The following is a 23,570-nucleotide window of genomic DNA, read 5'->3' as shown; positions in this document are numbered from 1 at the left end:
TTGCTTACATCATCGCTTTGTTTTTCACTTGCTTGAGATTGGTATCTGTCGCCTCAGCCAGACGCGTACCGTACTCTTTGTCTGCGCGGTAGAAATAGCTCACCATGGTTTCCTTAACGTCTTTATCCATCACCTTGTTCAGGTCACCCGCTAAGTTGGCAATCAAATCACTCTGGTCTTGCTTGTTCATGCTGCGGAACAACACACCCGCTTGGTAGAAGTTACGAGGATTGCTGATCGCTTTTTGTTGAACAGTGCCAACCAACTTGGTTTCAACTGCTTTAAATTGCGTGTCTTCTGGCAGTGCCAGTTTGCGGCTTGGTTCGTAGTTCACATCACCATTGCCTTGCTTCGCATTGTTGCTCAATCCATCTTGGTTATGGTTATTCACTGATGCTAACGGACGGTTTACTGGCAGTTGGAACAAGTTCACACCCAAACGGTACAACTGTGTATCTGCATAAGCGAACAAACGACCTTGTAGCAAACGGTCTTCCGATGGTTCGATACCAGGAATCAGATTCGAAGGCGCAAATGCCGACTGTTCAGTGTCTAAAAAGAAATTTTCTGGTAGGCGATTCAACGTCATAGTGCCGACTTTTTGATCCGGTACATTCAGCCATACTTTGGTTGCATCCAACCCGTTGTAATCCAGTTTGCTCAGAGCTTCTGGTGACAGCACTTTCACGTAGAGATCCCACTTAGGATAGTTACCACGCCCAATTTCTTTGTACAGATCATTGGTTAAATGGTTGAAGTCCTTACCCTGCATCGCAGTTACTTCATCAGGACGAAGGCTTTCAATACCTTGTTGGCTCTTCCATTGGAACTTCACGTAGTTCACATCGCCTTGCTTATTGATCCACTTGTAAGCGTGCACACCAAAGCCATCCATCGTGCGATAGCTTGCTGGCGTGCCTAAGTTGCTATAAACCCAAGTCAGCATGTTGGTCGCACTCGGCTCATGACTGAAGAAATCAAAGAATCGGTTTGGATCCTGAACGTTGTTAACTGGAGACGGTTTGAGAGAGTGCACCATATCCGGGAACTTAATCGAATCACGGATGAAGAACACAGGCAGGTTGTTCCCTACCAGATCCCAGTTACCCTGCTCAGTATAAAATTTAGTGGCGAAACCACGAGGATCGCGAAGTGTCTCTGGTGATCCTTTTGAGTGAATAACGGTCGAAAAACGTACGAAAACAGGAGTTACCTTTCCTTTGTTAGTAAAAGGAGCGGAAACCGTTAAGTCACTAAAATCACCCGATGCAACAAACTCACCGTGAGCACCTGTACCACGAGCATGCACAACACGCTCAGGAATTCGCTCTCTAGCAAAACGCTGCAATTTTTGGATCAGGTGAACGTCTTGCAGTAATACGCTGCCATTTTCACCTGCTGTGATTGAATTCTGGTTGTCACCAACTGGTGCACCATTGTCTCTTGTCAGGGTTTGCGCCTGTAGAGATGTGCTGGCTAAGCCAACTGTAATTAATAAAAAGCTTTTTGACATCTGCATGGTTGCTCTCCAATGCGTGCTAACCATTTGACCAGTCGAGTGGTCAATGGATACTCAAAAGCTCTTTTCTGCCCACCGAGAATATATCTTCAACAATTACATTTGTTTAATGGGAAATAACGATAGATTTAATAGGGAGAACCAATGAAATTTTTGAGGTTTTATCGGTTTGATTAATAAAACCTAGACTCGGGCTGAGAAACTCGATGGAAGAGTTAATACACTGACAGAAAAGCACAGCGATGAAAAGGACACCAGAATGCACCAACATGAAAAGTTAAATTACGTTGAGTTTGGCACGCGAGACATCAATGCGACTAAACAGTTTTTCGAGCAAGCCTTTGGATGGGGCTTCGTTGATTATGGTCCAGAGTACAGCGCCTTTTCAGATCAAGGTTTAGACGGTGGCTTTTTTGCAGCAGAGCAAGTGAGCCAAACAACAAATGGGGCGGCACTACTGGTGTTCTATAGTTCAGATATTCACACTACGTTAGCTAAAGTCGAGCAGTTTGGAGGTCAAGTAATTCGTCCGATCTTCGAATTTCCCGGCGGTTGTCGTTTCCATTTCACCGAGCCGGGTGGCAATGAATTCGCGGTCTGGTCTGAAAACCATTAATTAATGACAGGTAAAACAATAATTAATGACAAGTAAAACAGCAACGTACCATTACATTCGATAATTGACTCGAAGAGTTACAAACCAGCTCGCCTCGCCTTCTCATTTATTGATAACGCGGGGCTTTTAGAGCGGTTAAATCTTATACAGTTGTTTTTGTTCTTTAAATACAAAAGCAAAGGTAAAACATGGAAGTTTTGAAGCGTTGGTTCATCGCCCTTTCAATAGGGGTTGTATTATCGGCATGTGGCGGGGGAGATGGCTCCTCTGTAGACAGCAGCTCCGCATATGTTCCTGCGGAAAAAATACAAGACAATATTTTTTCCAATATCACTGGCGTTAGTTATCCCTACGACATCTACTTGCCAGAAAACTATGATGAGCGCACGACATCTTTACCCGTCATCTACGTTTCCGACGGTAATGGGACAGGTCAGGGGTTTGGTAACCTCATCGCCAATGCCGAACTCGATGTCATCCTAATCGCCATTCATGAAGGTCCTCCTGGACGCAGAAACATTGATTATTTGCCACCAGGCGTCGATGACTTCTACCTTTTCTTAACCCAAGAACTCATCCCAATTGTTGAAGCTGAATACGATATTGATCCAAATGAACGCACACTGGCTGGACATTCATTTGGAGGCGCAAAAACTGCCTATATCATGCTAACGGAAGACATCGGCGTCGAGTTCTTCAAAAATTTCATCATCTCTGACGGGTCATTTTGGCGCATTGATGACACCATCTATTCTTTGGAGGAGCAACGTTACGAGGCTTCACCATGGTTAGAAGCCACCGCTATATTGAGCTCAACAAACATCGGAAATCATCCATCGGTTGATGCTTTCTATAAACATATCCAATCGAAGGGCTACATGGGTTTTAATTTGCCACCGCTCATCGAGTACAAAAAATTAGATCACGGGAAGATGTGGTACCACACCTACAGAGACAGTCTGCCAATCTTGTTTCCAAAAGAAGAAATTTAAGACCATCAAAATAAGTCAGTGGTAGCCAGATTCGGAACTGACATTGCATTTCTAGTTGATCTCATCCTTGGTTTAATCCACTGTTAGCGCAACAATTAATCAATGGGGCGCTAGACCTCGACCAAGGATGTATCATGACTGCAGCCAGTTTTTTTCGCTTACTTTGTCTCGCTGCTATTTGGGGTGGCTCGTTTCTGTTTATGCGAGTCGCCGCTAATACGTTCGGACCGGCTTACTTAATCGAGTTTCGTGTTGCATTTGCGGCAATAGCATTGCTCTTGATAGCTTTCTATCTCAAAAAGAAACTTGCCTTCACAAAACACATTAAGCACTTTTTCATTATTGGCTTGTTTAATAGCGCCGTGCCCTTTCTGCTTTTTGCTTATGCTGCTCAAACGCTGAATGCGTCGACCTTAGCCATTCTCAACTCAACCGCACCGATATGGGGCGTGTTAATTGGTTTTGTTTGGTATCGCAGTCCTTTAACGGCAAAAGCCATTCTAGGTATGATGATTGGTATTGGTGGTGTGGCTGTACTTGTCGGCTTGGATTCTTCAACCATCGGCAGAGAGGCTATCTTCCCCATCGGGGCAAGCCTAATGGCTTCTTTCAGCTATGGGATTGCAACCAACTACACTAAAAATGCTCCGCAAGTTCCAGCTTTCGACAATGCACACGGCAGTATGTGGGCAGCGGTTATTTGGGTTCTACCGTTATTACCTTTCCTACCAATGCGCGCTGAACCAAGCAGTTTTGAATGGAGCTCCGTCATCGCTCTTGGCGTTGTGTGTACCGGTCTCGCTTATTTACTCTACTTCCGCTTAGTTTCGGATATTGGTCCTGCTTCTGCCTTGACCGTCACTTTCCTTGTCCCCGTTTTTGGTATTTTATGGGGTTACTTGATTCTGGGTGAACCTGTCGGTTTTAATACCATCATAGGGACAATTTTGGTGCTAGGCGGAACCATGTTGGTGACAGGTTTCTCTCCTGCTGCAATGCTGGCAAAGCGAAAACAAAGAGTGGCATAACGACCGTTGTAGTACACAGTCACTTTATTTATGCCCAAGTGACATCAAACCATTTGAGACCGTGGGAATAGCGGTCTCAGTGTATGAGATAGACAAAGCACTCAGTTATACGCTCTTGCTAGCAAGCCACTGCCTTGATATTGGTAAAACTTACAATCGTTAGTGATAAATGCAGATTCTCCGGCTTTAAGGGTCAGACTTGCCTCTGATGTCATGACCTCAACTCTGCCTTCAACACAAAAAACAATCTCTGCACCACGCACAAACTGTTGTTTGCATTCGCCATCGGAAGAGAGAATATCAAATCCAAAATCATCTACCGGAATTGGATAGCTCAATTTGTCCTCTTTATGAATTGGCGGCAGCTTAATCAGTTCCGGTTGCGTGGTGTGAAATGCCGTATTTGCGATAAGCTCATCCACATCAATGTACTTGGGCGTTAACCCAGCTCTAAGCACGTTGTCAGAATTCGCCATGATTTCCAACGCTGTACCTTGCACATACGCATGAGGCGTTTCGGCATGGAGAAACATCGCTTCACCAGGTGCAAGTTCTATCGTGTTCAACATCAACGGAGACAGCAATCCAATGTCTTTCGGGTAATGCTTTTGAAATTCCGCCACATAACTGAGCACTTCTCTTTCCAATGCCGTCTTTGGACCACGCTCTAATGCCGCGTCCAATTCTGCCAAGGCTTGAATTTTATGAGCTTCGCTCAAGGTCATGATCGCCGTGAAGAAGTCTTTCAGCCCGTCTTGATTTGGGTGCTCGGCTAACGCGGTCACCTCGCTGTCTAAACTGCGAATACCAAATTGGCGGAACAGCGTCAGTATCTGTTCTATCGGACGAAAGCCATTCATCGCCTTGTAGAAAGTCAGTGCGTAGACCAACTCTGGCTTGTGATTAGCGTCTTTGTAGCTGCGATTAGGAGCATCAAGTGGAATACCTTGTTCATTCTCTCGTGCAAAACCAAGCTCAGCTTTTCGCTTGTTAGGATGAACTTGAATCGAGAGCGGAGAATCCGCCGCAAGCACTTTGAATAGGTACGGAAGTTCACCGAAACGCATCATGGTGTAATCACCAAACATACTTGCTTTGTCTCTCGCAATCACATCAGATAATAACTCACCGGTTGCTGCGAGGCGCGAGCAACCATTAGGGTGCGCTCCCATCCAAATTTCAGCTTGAGGTTGATGTTTCGCATTGTCGATGCCAAATAGTTTAGAAATCGACTCTTTGCTTCCCCAAGCGTAGTTTTGAATCACGTTATCTAACTTGAACAGTGACATCTCACACTCTCCCGCGGTGTTTTAACACTGCAATTTGATCGCTTGAATCAAAGCTGAAACGCCCTGCTCGACTTTGCTTCTTGGGCAACCCAGATTGAGTCTGAGATAACCTTTACCAGAGCCGCCATAAACATCTCCAGACATGATGGCAATATTGAATTGCTCAATTAACGCCTGATTAAGCAGCGTCATATCTAGATTCAAAACAGATAAGTCAATCCATGCTAAATAGGTCGCGTCTGGGACAAGGTAACTCACTTCAGGAAAGGCGCTTTCCAGTGCTTCTTTCACGTATTGATGGTTAGCCAATACATACTCGTTGAGCGCCTTTAACCAAGGTTCTCCGTGACGATAAGCCGCCATCGTACCAAGCACGCCCATAATAGAAGGCGATGAAAGACCATCCACCTCTTTGAGTTTATGCAGATAACGTTCGCGAGTTGGTGAATCCGCGATCAACGCATACGCGCCATTCAAGGCTGGAATATTGAATGATTTAGACGCCGATGTGACGACAGCCCAATCTTGTGAACAACCAAACCCCACGTAAGGGACATGACGCTTAAAGCACACATCCATGTGGATTTCATCGGAAATCACTTTGACTTGGTGTTGGTTGCAAAGCTCCGCCATCTTTTCCAACTCGCTTTGGCGCCACACTCGCCCTGTTGGGTTATGAGGGCTGCACAACAACAGCACAGTGTTATTCTGGTCAGCGAGTTTGGTTTCCAGATCTTGCCAGTCAATTTCAAATCGACCCTGCTGTTTGATGAGCGGACTGCGAACGCACGTACGGTCTTGCCCTTCAATCATTTTGTCGAACGCATCATAAGCTGGCGTATGGAACACCACGCCCTGCCCCGGCTGACTCCATTGCTCAATCAACTTTGACACAATGTAGATAACCGAAGGTCCGTACACCACTTGCTGAGTATCGATTTCGCAGTCAAAGCGAGTCTGATACCAGTAGCGAATCGCGGACTTAAAATCCTCATGATTCCAGCGGCTATAACCTAATACCGGATGCTCTAAACGTTGTTTAAGCACATTCATTACAGGCTCTGGCGCAGCAAAATCCATATCTGAAATGGTAAACGGGAGTAGACCCGCTTTACCAAATCTATCCTGAACGTAGTCCCACTGCGTGCAGTAAGTGCCAGTGCGATCAATCGGTGTATCAAAGTCGAAATTCTGAGTCATACGAATATTCCAATATTAAGGTCCCTCGTCACAATCTCATTGGGGGGGAGGATGGAGATTGTGCCGAGGGGGAGCATCTATCAAAGCAATGATTAGCTAGCAGACATGATGGCTTGCATTTCATTCTTCACTAGGTGAACTTGCGTGCCAATCACGACTTGCAGGTTGTGCTCATCAAGCTTCACTACACCCAACGCACCGTTGGCTTTCAACTTCGCGTCGTCGACCAAACTCATATCGTTAACAGACAAGCGAAGACGAGTGATGCAGTTATCCAAAGCCGTGATGTTCTCTTTGCCACCAAGGGCTGCCAATACTGCGGCACCTTTGCCAGATTCGTTGATGAATGCCGCTTCAAGCTCTTTGTCCACTTCCGCCGTATCGACTTCACGACCTGGTGTTTTTAGGTTGAACTTAGTGATCGCAAACTTAAATACTGAGTAATAAACCACGAACCAAACACCCGCCACCAGCGGTACTAAGTACCATTTCGTCGCCGTGCCTTGCAGGATACCGAACACCAAGAAGTCAATCAGGTTGCCGTCTGTGTTACCGATGGTGACATCAAGCAAGCCCATCACCATAAAACCCAGACCAGTCAGAATCGCATGGACAAAGTAAAGCACTGGCGCAACGAATAGGAACAAGAATTCAAGCGGCTCAGTGATACCGCCTACCACACAAGCTACGACGCCAGAGATAAGCAGTGCTTTAATTTTTGAGCGGTTCTCAGGGCGAGCACAGTGGTACATCGCAAGAGCTGCACCCGGTAAACCGCCTAGGAAAGTTGGCATTTTACCTTGAGACAAGAATGCCGTGACTTCCGGTGTAAATGCCGTTGTGTCAGGACAAGACAATTCAGAGTAGAAGATGTTTAATGCGCCAGACACGGTTTGACCACAGACGTCCATAGTACCGCCTGCTTCAGTGAATCGAATCAGCGCAACTAAGATGTGGTGAAGACCGATTGGCAGCAATAAACGCTCGCCTGTACCAAACAACATTGGACCGAAATCACCCGCACCTTCAATCACATGACCGATACCATTGATGCCTGCAGCAAAGTAAGGCCATACGAATGGGATAAATACACCGACAACGCCCAGTACCAATGCAGAAATGATTGGCACAAAACGAGCGCCACCAAAGAACGCTAGCGCATCTGGCATTTTGAAGGTGTAAAAGCGCTGGTGAAGTTTCGCAACAATCACACCAACGATTACCGCGCCAAGGATACCAGTATCAATCGATTCAATGCCGATGATGCTTTTCACACCGTAGGCGGCACGTTCCGCTTCACTGTCTAGTACACCAGCGACGGTTAGGAAGAAGTTGATCGCAAGGTTGAACGCAGCATAGCCAACGAAACCCGCGAAACCTGCCACGCCTTTCTCTTCACGCGCTAACCCAAGCGGGATAGCTACTGCGAACATCACAGGCAAGTAGATGAATGCGACAAGACCGATTTTGGTCATCCACATAAACAGGTATTGCAGAGGGGTGTTGTCTAAAAATGGGATGGCTTCTTTGATTGCGGCGCTAGAAAACGAGCTGCCGACACCAAGAAGAATACCTGAGAATGCCAGCAGCGCGACTGGCAACATGAAGGTCTTGCCGAGGCTTTGCAAGAACTCCCACATGGTCGATTTATTGCTTTTAGACATAGTTTGTCTCCGGAAATTGAGAACTTGTAGGGCTCATACACATCACATTATGTGCGCATGAAGTGTTGTTTTTATGCACTCAATATACGCTGCTAAAAATTTTGATAAAACGTTTTACCAAAAATTCTGTGATCGAGTTAGATATCTTTTTCCACAAACTGTGTAGGGCTTTTAAAATCAACCTAATAGGGTTACAGTTTGATGATAAAACGTTTTTCTAATCCATAAAGTGAATCTATGTCGTCAAAAAAAGTGACCATTACAGAAGTCGCTAAACATGCTGGCGTGTCAGTTACCACCGTCTCTATGGTGTTGGGGAATAAAGGGCGGATCTCTCCAGACACAATAGAAAAGGTCAACGCTGCGGTAGAAGAGCTCGGCTATATCCGTAACCGTGCCGCTGCCAACCTACGATCCAATTCCAGCGAAATCATTGGATTGATCCTCAAAGACATCAGTGATCCCTATTACGCAGAAGTCGCAGCAGGATTGAGTGAAGAAATCGAGCAGCAAGGTTACATGCTGTTTCTGGCTCAAAGTGGGGATAACCAAGAAAAGTTTGAGAAGTGTGTATTAACCATGGCACGCCAAGGTGTCGGTGGTATTGCCTTTTGCCCGATTGGTGAAAGCCAGCAGTTCAACGTCGAAAACCTCAAGCAGCACAATCTGCCAATGGTATGCATTTCACGCGCTTCGGTGGATAAGCAAATCGACTACGTGGGACCAGACAACATGTATGCCGCCAAGTTAGCGACGGAGCATCTGGTTAAGCAAGGGCATCGCAGAATCGCTTATGTCGGCGGTGCGAGCAGTTCTTTGTGTCGTGCTGAGCGTATTGGTGGGTATTGTTCAACTCTGATGCAGTTTGGTTTGCCTTTCAAACCAGAGTGGGTGGTCGAATGTGAGAAAAGCCAAGCGTCTGCCGCTCAAACTGTGCAGCAGTTATTGTTGGAACATCCACAGATTACTGCGGTTCTTTGTCACCATTCCTCGACGGCACTAGGCGCGGTTTATGGCATACATCGAGCGGGACGTTCTATCGGTAAAGATCAGTTTATCGGCGAGCAAGTATCGGTGATTGGTTTTGATGACGTTGAAGAAGCAGAGTTAATTGAACCACCGCTCACCTTCGTTAATTCCAATGCACGAGAGATGGGAAGACAAGCAGCAAAACGATTGATCAATCAATTGAAGCAAGAAGACAGCGAGCCTTACAGCTTGATCCTACCTCCCAAACTCATTGTTCGTGAGTCGGCTTAACCCAACACCACTTCCACACCTTGCTTTCTCAACTGTTCGAGGTCGCTTTTCGGAGCGGCTTTGTCGGTTAACAACACAGAGATTTCACTCGTTTTACCAATCGAAGATGGGTAGATTTGCCCAAACTTGCTTGAGTCCGTCAGTACGATGTTACGGCGCTTTTTCGCAATGATGGTTTCAGCGATTTCTGCACGCATCATGTCTCGGCTAGTAAAGCCTGTGTCTTGATGGAAACCGTCAATACCCAAAAAAGCCGTGCTGAAATGAATGTTCTCAATACACAGCTTAGTCAGCGGTCCAACCAAGCTCTCGCCTTGATGCTGATACACACCACCAAGCAAGATGATGTTGGCTGAAGTGTTTCGGATGAGGTGGGCGATGTACGCCGATGGGGTAATGATGGTGACGTCACCACGTTCAGCTAACGTGCGAGCTAAAAGCGCATTAGCACTGCCGCCTTCGATTAACACGGTTTCGTTTGGTGATACCAAATCTGCCGCTTTGTTGGCTAACGCTTGTTTGATGTCGAAGCGCACTTCGAGTCGCGTATCAATATCGTCACTTTGTAGCGCCGTCGCAGCGCCGTGTACACGCTTTAAGTAGCCTTGTTGCTCAAGAAAGTTCAAATCCTGCCTGATGGTCACGCCCGACACGCCAATGATGTCAGAAAGCTCCGTCACTTGAACGCGTTTGCGGTCATTAACCAATTGCAGGATTTCATTTTGTCTTGAGTTCACAGGCTCGCTCCTTTTTGATGAGCTTGCAGTATACGCCCGAACACTTTCATATGAAAGCAGCCTGTGAACGATAGAAATAAGCTAAGCTGCGTTACACTGTAAGCTCAAGACGGTTGCCATCCGGATCTAAGATGCAGCTTTCGTAGTAACCGTCACCTGTTTGTCTTGGACCGTCGACCCATTGGTAGCCATCATCTACTAAGGTTTTGGTTAATTGATCCACTGCCTGTTCTGATCCTAGATCGAAGGCAAGGTGTGCCAACCCTGTTACCTGCATTGCATGAGATTTTTCACATGCGGTCACACCTTCCATCGACATTAACTCCAGTCGTGCACCACTTTCAAACGAAAGAAAGTAAGATGAAAACTGCTTAGTTGGATTGTGGTATTTGTCGTTAGACACCGCGTTAAAGTATTTCTCATAGAAGGCTTTTAGCTCTTCCAAACGTTCAGTCCAAATCGCGATATGTTCTATTTTCATTAGGATTCCCCCTAGCTCTTAACTGCGCTCAATCTAACGAGGAAACGCAGCACAAAAAAGAGAGCAAATCACTTCTGAGTTGTTCCTGTTTTATGGTTGGAGTTGTGTTTGAATGAAAGTGATGCCCATAATGGCGCAAAGTTTTTCAGGACAGAATGATGGAAAAAATTTACTTCGCAGGCGGCTGCCTTTGGGGCGTTCAAGAATTTATGCGTCACCTTCCGGGCGTAATCAGCACCGAAGCAGGACGAGCAAATGGCACGACGGACAACACTCAAACCGAATACGATGGCTACGCGGAATGCGTGAAAACCCAGTTCGACCCTGAACAAGTGTCGGTTGAAACTTTAATGGGGTATCTGTTTGAGATCATCGACCCGCACAGTGTTAACAAGCAAGGTGAAGACGTAGGTGAGAAGTACCGTACCGGTGTTTATAGTCAAAACGAACAACACCTAGCCATCGCTAAAGCATTTATCGCAGCAAGACCAGATGCCGATAAAATCGCCGTAGAAGTACTACCACTCACAAACTACGTGCCAAGTGATGATGAGCACCAAGACAGACTCACACGCTTTCCAAACGACTACTGCCATATCCCGTTAGATTTGCTGCATAAGTACAAGCAAAACTAATGGTATCCACTGAGCACTTCCCAATTTTCCAATAAAAAAGCCCAGCATGTCGACTGGGCAAAATTGCTGCTTAAAAAACATGACGTGCCTTAATCAAGGCAAATAGGACAGATAAAAGCAGTATGCTTGGATATTTATCGTCTATCGCAATACTAGAAGTTGTAGATCACTGCGATTTCGGCACGAGTAATGTTGTCGCTTTGAGGACCGACAACATCACGCGTATAGTCACTATCCAACGCATAGTACAGGTTCAACTCCGTTTTTAGGTTGCCCGTAATGTAGTTGTGGAACTGCAGATAAAATTGAGTGTAAGCGTATTTTTCATCAGAGTTTTCACCGAACAAAATATCCTGATTTAAGGTATAAATCGCATCGTCTGTATCGGCGCGCCACGTTGACATAAAGCCAGTGATAATGCTCTGTTTTGGCATGTACTCAATAACTGAATAACCGCCAACCTGCATCGCGTTACCGTAAGCCCCGTCATGAGCAAAACCTAGAGGATCCCCCGTCCATAGTGGGTTGAACGTGTTCACTTTATCGCTATCCTTGCTTGTTCCCGATGCATAATGAAGGTTTAAACCTGCACGTACATTCCAATCTGCACTCCAGTTGTAGTTCAGATCTGCATAAGCCATATACGCTGAAATATCTTTGCCAGCATGGTCACCAAACTGATAAACACCATCAACCATGTACCCGAAGCCTTCACGAACAAAATCATGTGCGTGCAAGCCCAGCACTTGAATATCTACATCCCCATCCGGAGCATTAACGAATGAACTGTTGGTCACGTCATTGCTCATGAAATAAGCCTGCATTGCGCCATAGTCCGTGCGCCAATTCGCAAAGATACCTGTGGAGGTTTTTCCGTTGGTTTTGTCATCCCAGTTCCCACTCCAACTGCCATCTTTGCGCAATGGGAAGACTTCTTCACCGTAATAAACATCAAAGTTGATGCCATTCACTCTGTATTTGGCACTCGCCGCATTCCAACTCGATTGCACGGGTGTTGGTTCTCGGTTCATCATTTGCCATTCATTGAGGTAGATCTCTTGGCGTCCTAAACGTGTGCTCAAATACTGTTCACCATCATCGAGCAGCTTGAACTCTGTGAATAGTTGGTGGAAGTCAGTACCAGCATCATCTACCGGACCAGGGTTATCTAAGTTGGTGTAGTTGGTGCGGATTTCACCGTAGATTCGAGCCCAATCTTGGTATGTCACATCAGTAGCAAACTGCATTCGGCTACGGAACTCATTTTTCTTACGTACATCAGAGTCATACATATGATTCCAACGATTATCAAAAGCCGCTTTAATGTTACCGCTAAATGAAACTTTCCACTCTCCATCATCAGTAATATCAAGGCGTTTTAACTTCTCTGAAAAGCTCTTTTCGCTCTCCGCAAGATTGTCTACGTAGCTCCAATCTTCATTTGCACGATCACCCCAAAACACGATTGGGTTTCTTTCAGACCATGTAGGGGCTTCGGTTGCGTGTAGCGCACCAGAAATACTCACTGCAAGCAAGGTTAGGGACACTTTTGTTATATTTTTCATAATTATATTTCCATATTTTGGGTACAGAAATCCCTACCCGTGGTGCTCGCACCACAGGAGGGTTCACTTGTTATTGGTTTTTTATTTGTAGGGGGGAATGATTAAGAGTCGACGCCCAGCGCTTCTTTAATACCTGACGCAATGGTAATAACGTTCGCACCGTAGATGACCTGAATTCCTTTTGGCATTCTCACCACGCCAATTGCATTCAGTTGTTTTTTCCAGACATCATCTGCTGCCGCTAACGTTTCATCATGTAGGGAAACCCTTAAGCGTGTGGCGCAGTTTGAAACGTTATCGATGTTCTCAGCACCACCCAGCGCTTTAATAATTTCGACTGGAAGACCTGCAGAGTTCTGCTCTTTTTTCTTCTTGAAGTCTGCTTTTGAGTAAAGAGCGATATCTGCATCATCGTCCTCTTCACGACCTGGTGTTTTAGAGTTGAACTTCAGAATCACGTACTTAAATGTGTAGAAGTAAATAACGAAGTACAGTGGAATAATCCATAGCAACGCCCAAGCATGTACCTTCTCTGGCTGTAGTAGGTTTGGCACCATAAACAACAGTTGGTTACCATGAATAGAGACGCCAAACATCTCAGTAATGACATAAGCCAAACCATTTAATGGCACGTGCACAGCAAAGAACAAGAATGGTTGAACAAACAAGAAAGTGTATTCAAGTGGCTCTGTGATCCCGATAACTGCTGCAGTAAATACGGCAGGGATCATAATCGCAGCGACTTTCTTTTTGTTTTGTGGTTTCGCGGTGACATACATCGCATAAGCCGCACCTGTAAGACCACCAATCTGAATTGGAATACGACCACTAGTAAAGTTATGTGTGATGTAACCAGTTGCCTCAGGGGAGCTCATTTGACCATTCATGATATTACGTACACCTTCGTACACAACGCCATCAATTTCCATTACCCCACCCACACGAGTGTATTCAATTGGGAAGGCGATGAGATGGTGGAGACCAAATGGTAGTAACCCCTTATCAAACACGCCGAATAGGAAAGAGCCAAAGATACCCGAGCTAGTAATAAGCGTCGTGATAGATTGCAGCCCACCCGCGATCGGTGGCCAAGCATGATAAGCGACAAAGCTGATCGGCATAATCGCAAGATAAGCAAAGATTACGACAGCACGTGGACCAGAGAAGAAGCTCAACATTGCTGGCATTTCAAATTTGTAGAAACGGTTGTGCAGTGCCGCTGTGATACAGCCCACAATGATCCCGCTAAAGATCCCCATGTTGTATGAGAATACGCCTAGGTTTTCACCCCATAGTGAATTGAAATTTTGTGCGGCAACTTTGTCGTAACCCATGTTGTTAACAAGGTAATCAACACTGGTCGTTTCCGGTGTCCAGCCGTTAAAAGCGGCAATGGAACCAATCGCGACGTTGAAACACATAAACATGGTAAAGCCTGTAAATGCTGCCCAACCTTTTTCAGATTTTGACAAGGCAAAGGCTAAACCAATCGCAAAGAATGGTGGTAGGTTTCGCATTACCATCAAACCAAGATCGAGCATCAGTTTGAAGAACGCAAAAATGACAGAGTCTTGAGCTGACATTTGGTTTACAACGCCAGCGCCTATCCCTATAAAAATACCTGCAATGACCAGTACAATGATGGAAACCATCATACCGCCGGCAAGTGCTTGAACCTTATCTCTCATAATTTACTCCTGAAGTGATATGAGAACTTTCACGTATATCGTTATTGCTTTTATTAGTGACTCTAGGTTGAGCTGTTCATTTGGCTCGTGCACAAAGGTCACTTCTTCAGGGAAAGTTGGTCCAAAAGCTACTCCATGCTCCAATGCACGCGCGTACGAAGCCGCGCCTTTACTAAAGCAATTTGCATCCGTTCCAGTAACATCGGAATAAGCTTTCCCCATCGCTTGGATAAGGGCACTTTCGGGAGAGAGGTAGGATAGAGGTAAGTACTGATGTTCGACAAAGTTCACACCAGCTTGTTGGGATAAAGCCAGTAATTGGGAACGAACTCTCTCGATACTCAGTCCTTTAGGAAACCGAAAATCAAAATCCAAATTGTAGCCATGCGAATCCATGTTGATGGCAGAAACACAACACGTTGTGTATCCCATCTCATCATCGTTATGGTATAGACCTAACTTATGCCCGACGTAGTCATTTGCAAAGTGGGAATCAAGCAAGTGGACCAAGCTGGCAGAGTTTGGATCTAATCCTTCCACATGACGCATAACGTTGACGAACTTGTCCATGCAGTTATCAACTTTATGCGGGTTGCGGGATTTCTCCCACGGCGTTGAAATCTCAACGCGGTAATGTGACTGACAGTCAATCACATCAGCAAAAGCAGCAAACTGATGCGCTACTTTTTCAGCACTAGAGCCTGCCAATTCAAGCACCAAAAAGTGACAAGTGGATGTTCTATCTCGTTCACTCTCGATGCGTCTAATTTGGCATGCGCTATCACTGCTTCTGGCAGAAAATTGCTTCCCCAATGACGCATACAAAATACCCTTTTCACCGTTGACGATTGGGAAGTCGCCATCTGGAGAAAAGCCATATTCTGGCTGCGGATTGTGTTGAAAGTAATGCTCTACACATTCCCAAGTTGTCTCTTCTGCACCACCAATAATGACTCTTATTTTCTTATTGAGAGGGACAGTGAGTTGTTTAAACAACTTGAGGATGTACAAGCTAGCAATCAGTGGACCTTTGTTGTCTGTTACGCCTCGTCCAAAAACCATGTTATCAATTTTAGTCATACGGTATGGCGGCGTTCGCCATAGCATCTCATCCCCTGCTGGCACCACATCAACATGGTGCAGCAGAGCGATTTCTTGATCACCTTGCCCAAAGCTTATATCCAAAGCATAACCTTGGTGATCACGCACTTCTAAACCTTCTCTTTCAGCAAATTTGATTAAGTAATCAAACGCTTGCCTAATTTGATAACCAAACGGAGCATTCTCTGTTTGTGTCGTCAAATCACGTACTGATGGAATAGCAACTAGCTCAGATAAATCGTTAAGTAACTCATCAATATACTGTTCAAGATACTCGATTGCTTCTGTCGAAAACTTGCTTTCCATCATGTTTAATCCCTTAAATCCCTAGCCAAGAAGAGGTTATTAATAAACTTGTTATCAGGCTCTCAATTTACCGATAACCAACGAACGCCTTGTGTATTTGAAAACGCCATATAGTGCGCACGGCATTGAGAAAATATGCCATTCTCAACCACACCTGAAAGGGAGTTCAGTCGCTGTTCTAATTCGGTTGGCTCACTCATATCTAGACCAGAAACATCCAAAATGATATTGCCATTATCAGTAACGCAATCAGGGCGTTGCAAAGGACGGCCACCAAGGGATTTTAAGGCGAGAATAACTGGCATTTTCGCCGCTGGGAGGACTTCAATTGGCAGAGGGAATCTCCCCAACGTCTCCACTAAACGTCCTTCATCTGAGATGGTGATAAAGCACTTAGTCATAGAGGCAATGACTTTTTCACGCCCTAAAGCCGCGCCCCCACCTTTGATTGTGATGCCGTTTGTTAACCCTTCATCAATGCCATCAACGTAATAATCCACGTACAAGCAGTCTGCGAGAGGGATTTCTTTCAAACCTGAACTCTGGATGGCTTTAGAAGAGCGTTCTGAACTTGATACACAGTGAGCAAACGCCACGCCACTAGCTGCCAATAATTGGACAAATACTTCTGCTGTTGCACCTGTACCAATTCCAATAACCGTATCTGGAGTGACATTTTGTAGAATGTGGTCCAAGGCTGCTTTCGCAGCCTTGACTCTGACACATTCATCCACCGTATTTGTGATGAAAGTTTCCATTACGCGTTCTCCATCATACGCTTGGCAGTATCCACAACGTTTGCCACAGTAAAGCCGTACATTTCAAAGAGCTGATCAGCTGGTGCAGACTCACCAAAGCTCGTCATACCGATGATCTCTCCTTGTAAGCCAGCGTACTTAAACCAGTAATCTCGAATACCAGCTTCAATCGCGATACGCTTGGTCACATGGGTTGGGAGAACGTGTTGCTGGTATTGTGCACTCTGCGCGTCAAACACGTCGGTTGCAGGCATCGAAACCACACGACAGCGAACATTGTTCAACTGCGCCTTTGCTTCCATAGCAAGAGCAACTTCAGAACCCGTGGCAATGAGAATAAGCTCAGGTTCACCGTCACAGTCGGACAAGATGTAACCACCTTTCGCGATGTTTTCTAATGTCTCCTCATCACGCTCAAATTGAACAAGATTCTGGCGCGAGAAAATCAGTGAAGTTGGACCATCCGTTCTCTCGACAGCGGCTTTCCAAGCGACAGCGGTCTCGACTTGGTCACAAGGACGCCATGTGCTCATGTTTGGCGTTAAACGCAGTGATGCGATTTGTTCCACAGGTTGATGCGTTGGACCATCTTCACCCAAACCAATTGAATCATGCGTGTAGACAAAGATGCTGCGTTGCTTCATCAATGCGGCCATACGCAATGCATTACGTGCGTATTCCATAAACATTAAGAATGTGCCGCCATAAGGAATAAAACCGCCGTGGAGAGCAATGCCATTCATCATGGCTGACATGGCAAATTCACGAACTCCGTAACTAAGGTAATTACCTGAAGCATCCTGAGCGGTAATTGCTTTTGAACCAGACCAATTCGTTAGGTTTGATGGAGTTAGATCTGCCGAGCCACCTAGGAATTCAGGTAAGTGCGCGCCGAAGGCCTCAATCGCGTTTTGCGATGCTTTGCGAGTCGCGATAGTCGCAGGGTTGGCTTGCAAAGTTTTAATCACATCTTCACTGATTTGAGCCCAGTTTTCTGGTAGGTCGCCCTTTACTCGACGATTAAACTCTGCTGCCAGCTCTGGGTATGCCGATTCATATTCCACAAAGCGATTCGCCCATTGCGCTTCCGCATCTTTACCTGCAACTTTGGCATCCCACGCTTGATAGATTTCATGCGGGATTTCAAACGGGGCGTATTCCCAACCTAGGTTTTGACGTACTAGCGCTACCTCTTCTTCACCTAACGGTGCACCATGACAATCGTGGCTTGCTGATTTGTTTGGCGATCCAAAGCCAATAATGGTTTTACAGCAAATTAATGTTGGCTTACTGGTTTCTGCCTGAGCCTCTAGAATCGCTTGGCGAATTGATTGAGCGTTATGACCATCAACATCCGCAATGACGTGCCAACCATATGCTTCAAAACGTTTAGGCGTATCATCCGAAAACCATCCTTCAACCTCGCCATCAATTGAAATGCCATTGTCATCCCAAAACGCAATCAGCTTGCCTAAACCTAGTGTGCCAGCTAACGAACAAGCTTCGTGGGAAATGCCTTCCATCATGCAGCCATCACCCATAAACACATAGGTGTGGTGGTCAACGATATCATGACCAGGACGGTTAAACTGATCAGCTAATACCTTCTCAGCGAGTGCCATACCAACCCCATTGGTAATACCTTGACCTAGCGGACCAGTTGTTGTTTCAATCCCCGGTGCATAACCATATTCTGGATGTCCCGCCGTCTTTGCATGCAACTGACGGAAAGATTGAATATCTGCCATCGTCAAATCATAGCCAGACAAATGCAATAAGCTGTAAATCAGCATAGAGCCATGACCGTTAGAAAGAATGAAACGGTCACGATCCGGCCAATTAGGGTTGGTGGGATTATGTTTTAGAAAATCACGCCACAGAACTTCCGCAATATCCGCCATGCCCATCGGTGCACCAGGGTGACCAGAGCCAGCTTTTTGCACCGCATCCATACTCAATACACGAATCGTGTCTGCAAGTTTATTTCGAGAGATCATCTTCACTACTCCTTACAGACGTGCTTCAATCATTGCTTCTAGTTTGCCTTGGTCTACGGCAAAGTTACGAATACCCTCAGACAACTTCTCTGTCGCCATTGGATCTTGGTTCATTTCCCAACGGAACTCAGCTTCAGTCATTGCCGTTGGCGCAGGGTTCACATTCGTGCGTTGAGCATAAAGCTTTGGTTCAACCTCACCTTCTTGCGCTGCAAGTTGATCTAAGATTGCAGGACCAATCGTTAGACGATCACAGCCAGCTAGAGCGAGCACTTCGTCAGCATTACGGAAGCTAGCACCCATAACCACAGTGTTGTAGCCATGATCTTTGTAGTAGTTGTAAATCTTAGAAACCGAGACAACACCCGGGTCTTCATGTGGAAGGTATTCTTTTTGATCAGTATTATTTTTGTACCAATCTAAGATACGACCAACAAATGGAGAGATAAGGAATGCCCCCGCTTCTGCACACGCTTTTGCCTGAGCAAAGTTAAACAGCAGCGTTAGGTTACAGTTAATACCTTCTTTTTCGAGTACTTCTGCTGCACGAATGCCTTCCCATGTTGACGCCAGCTTGATCAAAATGCGCGCTTTCTCAATGCCAGCTTCTTGGTACATGGCGATCAATTTTCGCGCTTTCACCAAACTGGATTCTTTATCAAATGATAAGCGAGCATCAACCTCAGTAGAGATACGCCCTGGTACGGTTTTTAAGATTTCTACGCCGATGTTGACCGCCAATTTATCGCTTGCATCGATGATCTGCTGTGCTCTATCTGCGCTTTGTTTTTTCGCCCATTCAATCGCATCTACAATCAAGTGATCGTATTGAGGCATCTCTGCCGCTTTAAGCACTAATGAAGGGTTTGTCGTCGCATCTTGAGGCTGGAATGCAGCAATCGCATCAATGTCACCAGTATCAGCAACAACCGTTGTGTATTTTTTCAATTGTTCTAATTTGTTCATAACTCTATCTCGATAAGTTGATAATCAATTGCGCTAGCGAAATTTGACTCATTGACGATAAAACAATGTCTGCATGCGAGACATCTAAGTGCTGAGTCAGGTAATTGGTTACCGCAACTGTTGAAATACCTGCCGCTCGAGCCGCTGTAACTCCTGGAGGAGAGTCCTCAAAGGCAATGGCTTGACTGGCAGAAACTCCGAGTTTTTCTAGGCTAGTGAGATAAACGTCCGGAGATGGCTTACGACGTTCAATCGAGATTTCTTCTGCTCCGGTGAAACAGTCAAAGTAATGCTCTAAATTCAGGCGCTTCAGAATCGGCATATAATGCTCGTATTCAGAACTTGTTGCTAACGCCATCTTAAGCTCCATTTGCTTTGCTGTGTCTAGATAGCAGCGAACACCTTTTCGTTCTGTTTGAAGTGCAATCAGTCGATAAGCATGACTAAAGACTTGTTGTCTGATTTCATCATCAGATAACGCTTGCTTTGAATGATATCGATAAAGGTCACAAAGAGAGGTTGCTGGTACTGAGCTCCCAACTAGACCAGCAACCTGGAGTGGCGAAACATCAATCCCGAATGGCTTCATTAGAGCTTCCCAGCCCCTAAACAAACAGGTTTCTGTATCGACGAGTAGACCATCGAAATCGAAGATTAACGCTTGAATATCACGACGTTTGATGTCCTCTCTATCCACATTCAACGCTGCAAATTTCATTGTTTTTACTTCGTTTTCCATGTTCTCAACCCCTTTTTGTTCTGCTATACCAAGCTGGCGTGCAGAATCGTTTTCATCTCTTCGCCTGTTGTCAAAGGTAGGTTGAAGCAAAACGCTGGTTCTAATGCCTTTACGTCTTCCTCTGTGACTCCTACCTGCGTTAGGTTGTGCTCTAAACCAATTTGCCCTAAAAACGTGACTAAGTGCGTTGCTAGCGATTGTGCTTTTTCTTCAGTGCTTCCCACGGCACCAAATAGCTCAGCAACTTTTGCGTAACGTTCTGGTTGTTTACGCCATTGCAGTTGAACATAAGCGGGATAAACCACCGCTAGTGTCAAACCATGAGGTAAATTCGTTTTTCTACTACCTAAGATTTCCCCTAGAGGATGCGGTGCGCCTGCGCCACCATTAGCCAAGGAGATCCCAGCCAACGTATCAGCGCTTGCCAATCGACAACGACCTTCGATATCGGAGCCGTTCTTCACAACAGCAGGCAAGTTTTCTACCACCAGCTTCATGGCTTCTAGCGCCAAACTATCAACTAATGGTGAAGGCTTTGTGCCGGTGTACGACTCGAACGCATGTGAAAACGCATCAAAACCAGTCATCGCTGTCATACGAGGTGGTAAGGTCAGCATTAATTCAGGATCAATAATGGCTTCACATGGATAAAAATCAGGATGGAACAATGTCAGTTTTGAGTGGCTATCAAGATCAGTAATAACCGCTGCATGAGTAACCTGAGAGCCCGTTCCAGATGTTGTTGGTATCGCAATCAAAGGCACAGTTGATGCTGGCAGCGCCTTAATATCACCAAAAGGCGAATCATAATTTTTAAACCAGTGTGCCCAATCAATTGTGTCAACCTTCATGGTTGCTGCGATGATCTTCGCGGTATCGATCGATGAACCACCGCCAATGGCAAGTACAACGTCACAGTCAGCTTCGATACCAACTTGTCGTCCAAGCTCAACAACCGTCGTTGGCGGATTAGGTACAACGCCATCGAAGTGCGTTACATGAATATCTTGTTCGGCAAGCAAAGCAAAAATACGCTCATACGCTGGTTTAACTGCTTCAAATATCGGTTCAGATACAATCAAACAGCGTCGACCGTATTTGGCAATCATATGACCAATTTGGCTCACATTGCCCGGGCCAAAGCTCAGCTTAGTCGGTTGGTAGTGATTAAAATGTGTCATGGCAATTCCTTGGTTGGTGTCGAGCCGGAGCATTTCGAGGGGGAAGTTCAGCCCGACACCATTAACTCTAATTAAGCTAGTTCAGCGGCAACGGCTTCTTCAGCAGCATTCAGTGCAGCACGGAAATCTTTTACGCCAGCTGTAATGCCTTCTTTGTGACCGAAGATGTTGGTTGATGCCACCATCACATCAATGTCTTCTTTCAACAGCGGCTCTAGGTTGTGGTTACGGATACCACCGTCAACACACAATTCACAGTTAGGGTTACGCTCGTTAATTAGCTGACGCGCTTCGCGAATCATTTCAATCGCAGACTCACGCCATAACCATTCATCGTTGTTCACGCCATGAATAACAATGTGTAGTCGGTCTAGGTAGTAAATTGCTTCTTTAACGAAAGAGACAGGAGTAAAACAGCCAACGGTTAGACCAAACTTCATGTTGTAGTCACGGCAGTACTTCATCATGTACGCCAATGGCGCACCCAAGAAGTTCTCTGCTGGAAGAATCAGCATGTCTGCGCCAGCTTTAGCAATCTTTTCTACAAATAGACGATCACAATCTTTAAAGTAAGCGTGGACTTCGATTGGCTTATCCGTGTACTGACGAATACCTTCAACGATTTGATGACCACCCATAAGCTGCATGTTTTTCAAATCATGCATATCAGCAGCATCACAGTGAATGTAATCCGCACCCGCGTCAGACACTTCTTTTACGATATCTGCGATGTGGCCGTAATCTACGTGTGCAAGACCTGCTGCGATTTTTACTTTTTTCATTGTGTTTCCTTAATAGAAGTAAGAGTGTTGGCATGAATGCTGACCTTCAGACACGATCAATCTGAGGTACTGCCCAATGCCGCAACCGTTGTTATCTGTGACAATTAAGTTCGCTAACCCACGAATGGCTGGACTAGCGTTTTCCATTGCTACGGGTTCTCCAACAACGCGTAACATTTCTGCATCGTTGTCTCCGTCACCAAAAGCAATGGTGTATTTCGGATTCAGGTTGAGTTGATTAAGTAGGTGAAGAGTTGCGGTGCCTTTGTTCGCTCCCTTCGCTGTGATATCAAGCTTGTTCGGCGTTGAAAGATCGGCTTGTACATGATGATGAATCAGCACATCACGTAATTCACAGAGAGCGACTTTGTCTTCGCTAGAGACCAAGACTTTATATACATCACCACATTCATTAAGTAGTGAACGAACACTCGGTACAATTTTCATGTTGTCCTCAACGCCCAGTGCCAACATCTGTTGCTGAAGACCTAAGAAGTGTTCAGATTGTTGAGTCGCGAAAATGCCGTTTTCGCAGTAAAGCGTGAAGTAAAACTGACCAATATTGAGAGTGTCGAGTAATGCATTGAGTGCATTTGAACCAATGACTTGGCTATCGTTGATGCTGCCTTGAACAGGGTCAAACTGGTAGGCGCCATTACAGCAAATCATCGGCAGTTCAATGCCAAGCTGCTTGGCAAAAGGAAGCATCAGGTTATGTGGACGACCACTTGCTAATGTGACTTTATAACCTTCACTAATCGCAAGTTTGATCGCTTCGATATTGTTACTACTGATCTGATTATGGTCATTTAACAGTGTGCCATCTAAATCGATAATGATTGCTTGATACTTCATTTTGGTCTCCAATGACTCTTTGTGACGCAAAATGACTATAAACGGTCAAATAACGTCACGTAAAGTCATTTTTGACTTAAAATGATTCAAAATAAGCTAAAGATCACAAAAACCGGTCACAAACAATTCAAAAAGCGTCATTTTGATTTTTTATTTGCTCAAAACGTCAAATTCGGTCAAAATTGGTCAAAACAAAAATCAAGGACTTAAC

General features: G+C 45.4%; 21 protein-coding genes. 5 read left to right on the top strand and 16 right to left on the bottom strand.

Translation table 11 applies throughout. The features are described 5' to 3' along the window. Positions 1-4: 4 nt before the first annotated feature. The gene (locus OH463_RS06130; protein WP_269990885.1) at positions 5-1,519 is read right to left on the bottom strand and encodes a catalase; all 1,515 of its coding nucleotides are present in this window, start codon (positions 1,517-1,519) and stop codon (positions 5-7) included. A gap of 259 nt (positions 1,520-1,778) precedes the next feature. Between OH463_RS06130 and OH463_RS06125 the strand changes: the two genes are divergently transcribed. The 3 genes from OH463_RS06125 to OH463_RS06115 all read left to right on the top strand — a co-directional run bounded on the left by OH463_RS06125 (position 1,779) and on the right by OH463_RS06115 (position 4,155). Next, positions 1,779-2,135, top strand: a complete 357-nt coding sequence (locus OH463_RS06125; RefSeq protein WP_005452996.1) for a VOC family protein — start codon at positions 1,779-1,781, stop codon at positions 2,133-2,135. A 188-nt stretch (positions 2,136-2,323) separates the two neighbouring features. Then, positions 2,324-3,127 carry an alpha/beta hydrolase gene (locus OH463_RS06120; protein WP_038899332.1) on the top strand — a complete coding sequence of 268 codons (804 nt, stop codon included), beginning with the start codon at positions 2,324-2,326 and terminating at the stop codon, positions 3,125-3,127. A 134-nt stretch (positions 3,128-3,261) separates the two neighbouring features. Further along, positions 3,262-4,155, top strand: coding sequence for a DMT family transporter (locus OH463_RS06115; RefSeq protein WP_269990883.1), 894 nt, complete (start codon positions 3,262-3,264; stop codon positions 4,153-4,155). 101 nt (positions 4,156-4,256) lie between these two features. Here the strand turns inward: OH463_RS06115 and manA are convergent, their stop codons facing one another. The 3 genes from manA to malX all read right to left on the bottom strand — a co-directional run bounded on the left by manA (position 4,257) and on the right by malX (position 8,308). Further along, positions 4,257-5,444, bottom strand: coding sequence for a mannose-6-phosphate isomerase, class I (gene manA / locus OH463_RS06110; protein ID WP_269990881.1), 1,188 nt, complete (start codon positions 5,442-5,444; stop codon positions 4,257-4,259). A gap of 21 nt (positions 5,445-5,465) precedes the next feature. Then, a complete protein-coding gene (locus OH463_RS06105; RefSeq protein WP_269990880.1) occupies positions 5,466-6,644 on the bottom strand; it encodes a MalY/PatB family protein in 1,179 nt (392 codons plus the stop codon). Positions 6,645-6,736: 92 nt separating this feature from the next. Next, positions 6,737-8,308, bottom strand: coding sequence for a maltose/glucose-specific PTS transporter subunit IIBC (gene malX / locus OH463_RS06100; RefSeq protein ID WP_005436347.1), 1,572 nt, complete (start codon positions 8,306-8,308; stop codon positions 6,737-6,739). A gap of 237 nt (positions 8,309-8,545) precedes the next feature. Between malX and malI the strand changes: the two genes are divergently transcribed. Further along, on the top strand, positions 8,546-9,568 hold the full coding sequence (gene malI, locus OH463_RS06095; RefSeq protein ID WP_269990877.1) for a Mal regulon transcriptional regulator MalI: 1,023 nt from the start codon (positions 8,546-8,548) through the stop codon (positions 9,566-9,568). Here malI and OH463_RS06090 read toward each other — a convergent pair. Beyond that, positions 9,565-10,305, bottom strand: a complete 741-nt coding sequence (locus tag OH463_RS06090; RefSeq protein WP_038899327.1) for a DeoR/GlpR family DNA-binding transcription regulator — start codon at positions 10,303-10,305, stop codon at positions 9,565-9,567. The two genes, malI and OH463_RS06090, sit on opposite strands and share 4 nt — an antisense overlap. 91 nt (positions 10,306-10,396) lie before the next feature. Continuing rightward, complete coding sequence (locus tag OH463_RS06085) at positions 10,397-10,786, bottom strand: VOC family protein (RefSeq protein WP_269990875.1); 390 nt, start codon at positions 10,784-10,786, stop codon at positions 10,397-10,399. A 158-nt stretch (positions 10,787-10,944) separates the two neighbouring features. Between OH463_RS06085 and OH463_RS06080 the strand changes: the two genes are divergently transcribed. Next, on the top strand, positions 10,945-11,421 hold the full coding sequence (locus tag OH463_RS06080) for a peptide-methionine (S)-S-oxide reductase (RefSeq protein WP_009697918.1): 477 nt from the start codon (positions 10,945-10,947) through the stop codon (positions 11,419-11,421). 152 nt (positions 11,422-11,573) lie between these two features. Here the strand turns inward: OH463_RS06080 and OH463_RS06075 are convergent, their stop codons facing one another. The 10 genes from OH463_RS06075 to OH463_RS06030 all read right to left on the bottom strand — a co-directional run bounded on the left by OH463_RS06075 (position 11,574) and on the right by OH463_RS06030 (position 23,359). Next, a complete protein-coding gene (locus OH463_RS06075; RefSeq protein WP_005453010.1) occupies positions 11,574-12,986 on the bottom strand; it encodes an alginate export family protein in 1,413 nt (470 codons plus the stop codon). A 101-nt stretch (positions 12,987-13,087) separates the two neighbouring features. Beyond that, positions 13,088-14,674, bottom strand: coding sequence for a PTS transporter subunit EIIC (locus tag OH463_RS06070; protein WP_069217773.1), 1,587 nt, complete (start codon positions 14,672-14,674; stop codon positions 13,088-13,090). A 3-nt stretch (positions 14,675-14,677) separates the two neighbouring features. Beyond that, on the bottom strand, positions 14,678-16,084 hold the full coding sequence (locus OH463_RS06065; RefSeq protein WP_171904749.1) for a Sapep family Mn(2+)-dependent dipeptidase: 1,407 nt from the start codon (positions 16,082-16,084) through the stop codon (positions 14,678-14,680). Positions 16,085-16,143: 59 nt separating this feature from the next. Next, the gene (rpiA, locus tag OH463_RS06060) at positions 16,144-16,839 is read right to left on the bottom strand and encodes a ribose-5-phosphate isomerase RpiA (protein ID WP_009697920.1); all 696 of its coding nucleotides are present in this window, start codon (positions 16,837-16,839) and stop codon (positions 16,144-16,146) included. After that, positions 16,839-18,836, bottom strand: coding sequence for a transketolase (gene tkt / locus OH463_RS06055; protein WP_269990872.1), 1,998 nt, complete (start codon positions 18,834-18,836; stop codon positions 16,839-16,841). Before tkt ends, rpiA begins: the two co-directional genes overlap by 1 nt. A gap of 12 nt (positions 18,837-18,848) precedes the next feature. Beyond that, a complete protein-coding gene (gene tal, locus OH463_RS06050; protein ID WP_009697922.1) occupies positions 18,849-19,802 on the bottom strand; it encodes a transaldolase in 954 nt (317 codons plus the stop codon). Between the two features lie 4 nt (positions 19,803-19,806). After that, positions 19,807-20,541 carry an HAD family hydrolase gene (locus OH463_RS06045; RefSeq protein ID WP_269990869.1) on the bottom strand — a complete coding sequence of 245 codons (735 nt, stop codon included), beginning with the start codon at positions 20,539-20,541 and terminating at the stop codon, positions 19,807-19,809. Between the two features lie 23 nt (positions 20,542-20,564). Then, positions 20,565-21,722: an iron-containing alcohol dehydrogenase gene (locus OH463_RS06040; protein WP_005453032.1), complete on the bottom strand. Its 1,158-nt coding sequence runs from the start codon at positions 21,720-21,722 to the stop codon at positions 20,565-20,567. 71 nt (positions 21,723-21,793) lie between these two features. Then, on the bottom strand, positions 21,794-22,504 hold the full coding sequence (locus OH463_RS06035; RefSeq protein ID WP_005453033.1) for a ribulose-phosphate 3-epimerase: 711 nt from the start codon (positions 22,502-22,504) through the stop codon (positions 21,794-21,796). A 9-nt stretch (positions 22,505-22,513) separates the two neighbouring features. After that, on the bottom strand, positions 22,514-23,359 hold the full coding sequence (locus OH463_RS06030; RefSeq protein ID WP_069687812.1) for a Cof-type HAD-IIB family hydrolase: 846 nt from the start codon (positions 23,357-23,359) through the stop codon (positions 22,514-22,516). Positions 23,360-23,570 lie beyond the last annotated feature (211 nt).

The organism is Vibrio sp. NFR (genome assembly GCF_027587095.1).
GTDB lineage: Bacteria > Pseudomonadota > Gammaproteobacteria > Enterobacterales > Vibrionaceae > Vibrio > Vibrio harveyi.
Note: the sequence above shows the minus strand (reverse complement) of the source record. Positions and strands in the feature narration are given on the sequence as shown.